General features: G+C 59.8%; 5 protein-coding genes. 4 read left to right on the plus strand and 1 reads right to left on the minus strand.

Annotation, left to right across the window (positions count from 1 at the left end):
- Nucleotides 1-27 precede the first annotated feature (27 nt).
- From AC0L3I_RS28295 to AC0L3I_RS28305, 3 genes are read left to right on the plus strand one after another with little or no spacing between them, the layout of a single operon-like run.
- Nucleotides 28-2,160 (plus strand): type I secretion system permease/ATPase, encoded by a 2,133-nt coding sequence (locus AC0L3I_RS28295; RefSeq protein WP_473529069.1) that lies wholly within the window; start codon nt 28-30, stop codon nt 2,158-2,160.
- A gap of 46 nt (nt 2,161-2,206) precedes the next feature.
- A complete protein-coding gene (locus tag AC0L3I_RS28300; RefSeq protein ID WP_473529070.1) occupies nt 2,207-3,496 on the plus strand; it encodes an HlyD family type I secretion periplasmic adaptor subunit in 1,290 nt (429 codons plus the stop codon).
- Nucleotides 3,486-4,124, plus strand: coding sequence for a ribbon-helix-helix domain-containing protein (locus AC0L3I_RS28305; RefSeq protein WP_473529071.1), 639 nt, complete (start codon nt 3,486-3,488; stop codon nt 4,122-4,124). The genes AC0L3I_RS28300 and AC0L3I_RS28305 overlap by 11 nt, the downstream gene beginning before the upstream one ends.
- Nucleotides 4,125-4,186: 62 nt before the next feature.
- Here the strand turns inward: AC0L3I_RS28305 and AC0L3I_RS28310 are convergent, their stop codons facing one another.
- A complete protein-coding gene (locus tag AC0L3I_RS28310; RefSeq protein ID WP_473529072.1) occupies nt 4,187-5,137 on the minus strand; it encodes a transglutaminase-like cysteine peptidase in 951 nt (316 codons plus the stop codon).
- Nucleotides 5,138-5,459: 322 nt separating this feature from the next.
- On the opposite strand from AC0L3I_RS28310, the gene AC0L3I_RS28315 reads away from it, so the two are divergent.
- On the plus strand, nt 5,460-8,057 hold a 2,598-nt coding region (locus AC0L3I_RS28315; protein WP_473529073.1), incomplete at its 3' end, for a beta strand repeat-containing protein.

Below are 8,057 nucleotides of genomic sequence, written 5' to 3' on the forward strand. Positions count from 1 at the left end.
TCGATCGAGAGTCCTTGCGGGCAGATCGTGAATCAGCAACCCAACATCCTCTCCCCTAAAGAGGCATTCAAGGCCTGCTTTTCGGCTGTTGCCGGATATCTCGGCAGGCCGAGCGCCGAAACCGTCCTGTTCGCCGGGGTTCCGCTTTCAGAGACGCGAATAGAGGTGGAGGACATCAGGCATCTTGCCGAACGGATCGGTCTGGAGGTCCAGGAATTCAGCCACCGGGATTTTCTGCGCGGTCGTGTCGATCTTCCTGCCATTCTCTTTCGCGTCAGCCAGTTGCCTGTTGCTCTGCTGGCGGAGATGCAAGACGGCGCATATACGACCGCCCCGCAGGAAGATGGCCGCACGATCATCGCCAAATCCGAGCTTGCCGCCAGTTTCATCAGTGGCGGCGTATCCTTTTCGATAACCTATGCCAATGCCGCCGAAGGAATGAAGGTCGGTTCCGCGGCGAAGATAGAAAGGCGTCACTGGCTGACGGGAACGATGGGCGCCTTCTGGCGCACCTATTCGAAAGTGGTCCTGTCGGCGATATTCATCAATCTGCTGGCCATCGCCTCGCCGATCTTCACCATGAACGTCTACGACAGAATCCTGCCGAACAAGGCAACTTCAACGCTGTGGGTTCTGGCAATCGGCATCGGCGCCGTCATTCTGTTCGATCTGCTTTTGAAGACCGCCAGGGCGTCTCTCATCGACTATGCCGGGCGCAAAGCAGATCTGCGAATATCATATCTTCTGTTCGAAAAAGTCCTCAACTCGTCTCTGTCAGCGCGCCCTGGCTCGACCGGTGAATACGCAAATCGCGTAACCCAATATGAGTTCGTGAGGGAGTTCTTCACCTCCAACACCATCAGCGTCTTCATCGATACGGCTTTTGTGTTCGTCTTTCTTCTGGTCATCTATGCGATAGGCGGCTGGCTGGTGGTCATACCGGCATTGGCCTTCGTGGCGTCGGTCATCGTCGGGCTGATCACGCAGCGACGTATCGGCAAGCGAGTCGCCGCCTCGATGAACGAGGCTTCTCAGCGCCAGGCCTTGCTGGTCGAATCCATTTCGACGCTGGAGACGATCAAATCGCTGCGGGCCGAAGCGTATCTGCTGCGGAAATGGGGCGAGCATTCCAAGAACGCCGCCAATACGTCGGAAAAGATCAAGCAGCTTTCGGCCGCCGCCGGCAACGTCACCCAGGCCATACAACAGCTTGTGACCGTCGCCCTGGTCGTAGCCGGCGCCTATGCCTTCTCGGAAGGCCATATTTCGACAGGAGCAATAATAGGCACGGTCATGCTCGCGAGCCGCGCGGTTGCTCCGCTTGGCCAGATTGCCATCACCCTTTCGAGACTGCGGCAAGCCATGCTCTCGTTGAGAATCATCAATTCGATCATGGCTCAACCGGAAGACCGGCCGGACACGGTGGGCTTCGTCAACCGCCCCATCCGCAACGGTGCGATGGTGTTCAGGAATGTCGGGTTCGTCTATCCCGGTTCGGAAAACGAGGTTCTGGCCGGCCTCAATTTTTCGGTGAAACCGGGAGAACGGATCGGCATCATCGGCCGCATAGGATCCGGCAAGACGACGATGGGTCGCCTGATCGGCAGGCTTTTCCTCCCAACCTCGGGAGAGCTTTTGCTCGACGGCATCGACATCCGCCAATACCACCCGTCGGAGGTTCGCGCTGCGGTAGGGATCGTCGCCCAGGCCGGCGATCTGTTTTCAGGCACCATCAAGGAAAATCTCCTGATGGCGTGCCCCGAAGCGACCGACGAAGAAATCATCGACGCCGCAAAGGCTGCCGGCGTCGACGAGTTCGTCTCTCGCCACCCGCGCGGCTATGACATGAACGTCGGCGAGCGGGGTACCAATCTCTCGGGGGGGCAGCGACAGACGGTGGCAATTGCGCGGCTGCTGCTGACCAAGCCGAAAATCGTCTTCCTGGACGAGCCGTCAGGTTCAATGGATCTGGCCTCGGAACGACAATTGATCAAACAGCTCAAAGTGGCTTTCGACGGGAATACGACGCTGATCGTGTCGACCCACCGCTACAGCATGCTTGAGTTGGTGGATCGGCTTATCGTTGTCGAGCAAGGCAGGATAGTGGCAGATGGGCCAAAGGAACAGGTCGTAAAGGCACTGCAGAAAAGTGGCTCATGAAAAATAGATTATATTGAGCGAGTTCAATATAATGGGGCGTAAGGAAATGCTTGCCAAAGAAGATCGTCCGCCGCTTTTCGCGTCGGCCTCCATATTCATCATAGGAGCGCTCTTCGTCGTTTTTGTTGCTTGGGCGTCTTTTGCCGAAGTCGATGAGATCGCACGCGGCGACGGCAAGGTCATCCCGGCGTCCAAGACCCAAATCATCCAGGCCAGCGAAGCCGGCGTCGTCCAGGAAATCGCCGTCAAGATTGGGCAGGTCGTCAGGAAAAACGACCTGATCATTCGCCTCGACAACACGCTGAATACGTCCAGCCTTGGCGAGCAGCAGGCCAAGTCACGCGCGCTTGAAGTGCGAATCGCAAGGCTCAAATATGAACAAAGCGGCAATCTCGCAGGACCCTTTCCGTGCCCGGCCGACATTCAGTCGATCGCTCCGCAAATCTGCGACAATGAACAAAAGCTTCTCACAGCCCGGCGCGAAAACTTCGACAATAAATTGTCGGTTCTCAAATCGCGCCTCGACCAGCGCGAGAAGGAACTGGACGAAGCAGCCGCCAATTCCGAACGCCTCACCAAGAATCTGGCCGTTAGCGACGAAGAGGCAAAACTGGTCGGATCAATGGTCAAAAAGGGGCTGATGGCCAGGACAGAGCAAATCCGGGTCGAACGGGAGCAAACCGAACTCAATGGTCAGCTGAATCTGTCCGGCGAGACAGTCAAGAAGATCATGTCAACGATCACTGAAGCTCAACTCCAGGTTGAGGAGCTCGGCCTCCAGCTGCAGCAGGAAGCACTGGATGAACTGACGCAGGCGCTGGCCGAGCTTTCGGTCGTGGACGAAACCATTCGTGGAGCCACCGACAAGGTAGCGCGCACCGATATCCGTTCGCCGGTGGACGGCATCGTCAATACCTTGGAGCTAAACACGGTTGGCGCCTTCGTCCAGCCTGGCTCGGTCGTGGCAGGCATCGTGCCTACCTCCGAAACCTTGCTGGTCGAAGCGCGCGTCTCGCCACGCGATGTCGCTTTCATTCGTCCCGACCAGGAGGCGCTGATAAAAGTCACCGCTTACGACTTCTCGATCTTCGGCGGCATCGAAGGCAAGGTCTCCAACATCACCGCCGACAGCCTGGTCGACGAGAAAACGGGTGAGCCCTTTTACCAGGTGCGTGTCGCGACGGACAAGTCGACCCTCGAAAGGGACGGCAAGGCCTATTCGATCATCCCCGGCATGATCTGTTCGGTCGACATCAAGACAGGACGCAAGACGATCCTCAGTTACCTTTTGAAGCCGATCAACAAGGCGCGTCAGGAGGCCATGAGTGAGCGCTAGCGCCAACTCTTCTCCCAGCACCCATGATCGGTTGCTCCTGCCGATCACCAGAGAGGATTTCGGACTGGAGTTCCGGGTTGTCGCGCGTGGCGGCATACGCCGCGGCATTCGTCTGGAAAAGGCTTTCTGGATGTCGCTGAAGCAGATGGCTGAAAACAGGAAATGCACGATCGGCATGCTGATCGACGAGATCGCCAAAAATCAAACCAAGGCTGGCAATCTGACGTCGGCGATACGCGTGGCCTGCATACTCGGGCTGGCGGATGAAAACCTGATCCTGCGAAAGCTTGCATCGATCAGAACGATCAATGCCATATTGGTTGCCTGCCCCTCGCCCGCTTTTGCCTTGGCGTCATCGAAGAAGATCCTGACTTTCAATGCTCCGTTCCAGCAGCTGGTCAAGCGTCAGTTGCCGACCGGACCAAACAATGATGCACGACAAGATCTCAAGCTTGCGCTGGATCTCAATGTCGCTGACATTTTTGCCCGACTCGATGCCAATGGCGAAGTTCCGATCGCCAGCGGCTTCGTCATCGGCGCCGGCGAACGTCGGTATCGGGGTCAATTGAATGCAGTGCGGGCGCCCGTACCCGAACCGGAGCTGCTGATGGCGTTCGTCAACGGCTAATTTAGAGCTGCCGCTCCGGGCAAGTGCAGCTCAATCCAGGCTGACGATGCTTCGCGTAGTTTTCACAGGGACATATCCGGCTCCGAACCTTCGCCAGGAGCAACCGTTGCGAAAGCGCCTTTGATGTCGGCTATTTGCGCGCCCCCTGGTTTTGCGCCATGGATCCACGCCCGGTCAGTGCTGAAGGAATACAGCGGCAGATAATCAGGGAGATCGCTGTCTTTCAAAACAGTGTTGTTGAGACTGTCGAGGATGAATGTGCCGCTGTCCGTACTCACCGACAGTACGGCATGAAAGAATTTTCTGCGGCGATCCTGGAGAACAACAAGCGACATGCTCTGCGCCGGGATGCCGGCCCGCAGCAGTGCCGCCATCTTGAGGATGGCAAAATCCTCACAGTCGCCAGCCCGCCGCTCGAGGATTTCCGAAGGCTTCGCCCAATAGTCGAGCCTGCTGTAAACTGCACTGTCTTTCTTGTAGGCAATCGCGCGGTTTATGCTGCTGTTGACGAAGGACAGCGTGTCGCTGAATCCCCGGTCTTTGACAGCGTTAACGATCTCGGCAAAAGCAGCGCTCTTGCGCTCGCACGCACTGCTCGCAGAGCAGCCGGCGATGGCCCTGTAGACAGGTGCCCAGCGCGCCGAGACGGGAGAGTTGCGCATGGACAAGGCAACCGATCCGAACACACCGGGGATTATCGCCGCCGTCTGCACAGGATCTATGCCGACATCGCCTCGCGACGTCGAAAGAGCCTCCCCGTAATCAGCAACGGCTAGCCCGTAGCTGCCGGGAAACATATCTGTGCGGTAAGCTTCAGCAGGCCGCCAAGGCTGAAATCTCGCCAGCGAAACGCCGCCGAGGCATGGCGGCGCCTGCACCTTTTCCAGCTGCGCACCGGCCGCATCGACATCCGCCACAATGGCATTCGCGAGTGCTGGCTGCGACAGGCCGACAAGGCCGACCGCCAGCAAGAGCATTTTGAGGCCGCCCAGGCCAGCCTTTTCTTTTTTCATAACGCCCACCTTTGACTGTGGACGCTACCAATCTTGTCTCAAATTATTGGAAAGGAAGGTGGATAACTTTGCCGCAAAGGGATACGTCTATTTTGTATAAACTTTTATATATATTTATACTTATTTTTTCGCGTCATTGTCGTAAGGATTGCCAGCAATTCGGTCTGCAGCGCCAACATATATAGGGTTATATAAATATGATTTACCATGCGTAAAAAATAGTGGCAGATGCATATTAGGATATATGGAATAGATTACCAGACTGTTGCAAAGCCGAGGTGACCGCTGTCTCTTCCAGAGAAATACCGGAGGGGTTTCAGCTATGGCGACCATTATCGAATTGGACAGTGTTTCAGGTTCCTCGGACGAACATTCTGCTTCCAATGAACACAGCGGCCTGGCATCGGCGGCAGGTATCCAGGTCGCGCAAGCAGCCTCGACCGAGCAACCGGCAGCAGCCGAGCCGGTGCCGGCGGATGTGGGCAACGGCGCACCAGTGCAAACGGAAGCGCCGGCAGCGGCCAATGCACCAGCGGCCGCGGCGCCGCATGAATATGTGGCCGACGCCAGCAACACCGTGAGATTTCCGGCCAACGTCGCCATCGACAATATCCGAGTCGATGGCCGCCACCTTCTGCTCGAACAGCCAGACGGCTCGGTGGTCATCATCAAGGACGGTGCCCTGAACGTGCCGACCTTTATTCTCGGCGACATTGAGGTGCCGCGCGTCGCCTTGCTGGCGGCGCTTGAAGCAAGCCATGTCGACATTGCCTTCGGCGCCGACGGCTCGATCTCGGCGGGGCCGGGAAACGGGACGCCGGGCAGTGCCGGCGGAAACTTCGCGGTTCCAGTCGGTGGGATCGGCAATGGATTCGATCTGTCGGCGTTGCTGCCGCCGACGGCCTTGCAGTTTGGCCGTTTGGAGCCGCGGGAACTGACGATTGGCGTCAGGGAGAAAGACTCTACCCCTTCGATCGATCCTGTGGCCTCGACCACGGTCTATGAGGCTGGCCTGCCGGCACGCAGCGGCGAGTCACAAGGCTCGAACGAGCCTGCGGCCACGGAGACGACCTCTGGCACGATCGGCTTCAACTCGCCGGACGGCGTGTCGGAAGTCTCGCTGGGCGGCCATGTGCTGACCGGCGTGCCCCAGACCTTCACCGACGCGACCGGCTCGCTGACAGCGAGCTATGTCTATGACCCCGCGACCGGCCTCGGCACGATCAGCTATTCCTATACGCTCATCGACAACACCTCCGGCGACACCACCAGCGTAAACCTCCCGGTCGCGGTGACGGACGCCGACGGCGATCCGGCAGCGCCAGGCAACCTGGCCATCAACATCGTCGACGACGCGCCGACGGCGATTGCCGACACGGACAGCATCGCGGCGGGTCAGTTCGGCCCCGCGACGGGTAATGTGCTTGCTGGCGGGACAGACGGCCTTGACGTCAACGTGACTGACGGGGCGGCCGACACGCAGGGCGCCGATGGCGCGACGGTGGTCGGGGTCACGAGCGGCACGACGAATTCCGATCTGGACGACGCTGGCACGCTTGGCATGCAGATCCAGGGGACTTACGGCAAGCTGACGCTGAACGCGGACGGCACCTACAGCTATGCGCGCGATGCCGGCACGCCCGGCGGCGTCGACGACGTGTTCACCTACACCATCAAGGATGGCGACGGCGACTTGTCGCATACGACACTGACAATCTCGATCGGCGATGCACCGCCGGTGATCAGCGACCTGACGCCCGGGGCGCGTGGCGGCGACGTGACGGTGAATGAAGAGGCGTTAAATGTCGGGACGCCGGGCGGGCCCGGCTCGAACCCGTCAAGCACGGCCGAGACCGGTACGGGCACCTTCACCATCTCCTCGCCCGACGGCATTGCCTCGCTGACGATCGGTGGTCAGGCCTTCATCACCAACGGCGTGTTCACGGCGGGCTCGTTCACGACGCCGGAGGGCAACACGCTGGCTGTGACGGCCTACGATGCCGCGACAGGTCAGGTGAGCTACACCTACACGCTCCTCGACAATGAGGCACATCCCACCGCCCTCGGTGAGAACAGCCTGTTCGAGAACTTTGCAGTGGTGCTGACCGACCAGGACGGGCAGAGCGCCAACGATACGCTCACCATCGACGTCGTCGACGACGTGCCGACGGCGAACGCCAACACCAACAGCGTCGCCGAGGGCGCCATCGCCACCGGCAACGTGCTGAGCGACGGCACCGACGACGTGTTCGGCGCCGACGGTGCAGCCGCCGGTGGCGGCGTTGTCGGCGTGGCCGCCGGCAGCAACACCGCCAGCCCGGTGAGCGGCGGGCTCGGCGGCGCCGGCATTGCCGGCAGCTACGGCACGCTGACGCTGAACGCCAACGGCACCTACAGCTATGACGGCTTTGCCAACGTCGTGCCGGCCGGCGGTGCCACCGACACCTTCGTCTACACCATCATGGACGGCGACGGCGACCTGTCGACGACGACGCTGACCATCACCCTGTCGGACAGCGGCCTGGCGGCCGCCAATGACGACGCCACGGTCAACGAAGCAGCACTTGCGATCGGCAGCAATCCGCCGAGCCCGGCCGAGACGGTGACCGGCACGGTCGCCGACAACGTCTCCGGCGGCAGCGGCCCCTACACCTTTGCGCTGGTCGGCAGCGCGACCGGCTCGCATGGCACGCTGACCCTCAATACCGACGGCACCTACAGCTACACGCTGACCGCACCGGTCGACGGCGCCGATGCCAACAACGGCACCAACACGGTCAACAACGTCGAGAGCTTCACCTACCAGGCGACCGACGCCAACGGCAACACGATCACCAACACCATCACCATCGACGTCGTCGACGACGTGCCGACGGCGAACGCCAACACCAACAGCGTCGCCGAGGGCGCCATCGCCACC

This window comes from Mesorhizobium sp. WSM4840 (genome assembly GCF_055811755.1).

Bases quoted from the DNA above. Each gene is read 5' to 3' on its own strand.
- AC0L3I_RS28300 (WP_473529070.1), top strand. From the start codon at position 2,207: ATGCTTGCCAAAGAAGATCGTCCGCCGCTTTTCGCGTCGGCCTCCATA.
- AC0L3I_RS28310 (WP_473529072.1), bottom strand. From the start codon at position 5,137: ATGAAAAAAGAAAAGGCTGGCCTGGGCGGCCTCAAAATGCTCTTGCTG.